The organism is Enterococcus sp. S183_ASV_20, assembly GCF_018919685.1.
GTDB lineage: Bacteria > Bacillota > Bacilli > Lactobacillales > Enterococcaceae > Enterococcus > Enterococcus faecalis.
This window is the reverse complement of the sequence record NZ_JAHLRI010000197.1, coordinates 1-304: the sequence shown is the minus strand read 5'-3', so window position 1 is coordinate 304 and position 304 is coordinate 1. Positions and strand designations below refer to the sequence as shown.

Genomic DNA, 304 nt, shown 5'->3' with positions numbered 1-304 from the left:
TTACTAGGCTTTGATTTTGAACCTCGCATCAGAAATATAAAAAAATCACAATTATTTTCTATCAAATCACCTTCCTACTACCCTAACTTATCAGAAGATATAAGCGGAAAAATCAATGTAAAAATTATTGAAGAAAACTATGATGAAATTAAACGAATCGCCTATTCGATTCAAACAGGAAAAGTATCTAGTTCTTTACTATTAGGAAAGCTAGGCTCATACGCACGTAAGAATAGAGTAGCTCTTGCACTGAGAGAACTAGGTCGCATTGAAAAGAGCATTTTTATGATAGATTATATTACAG

Annotated in this window: 1 protein-coding gene; it reads left to right on the top strand. The window is 31.9% G+C overall.

From position 1 onward, the window contains the following. On the top strand, window positions 1-304 hold a 304-nt coding region (locus KQI94_RS16405), incomplete at both ends, for a Tn3 family transposase (protein ID WP_216454697.1).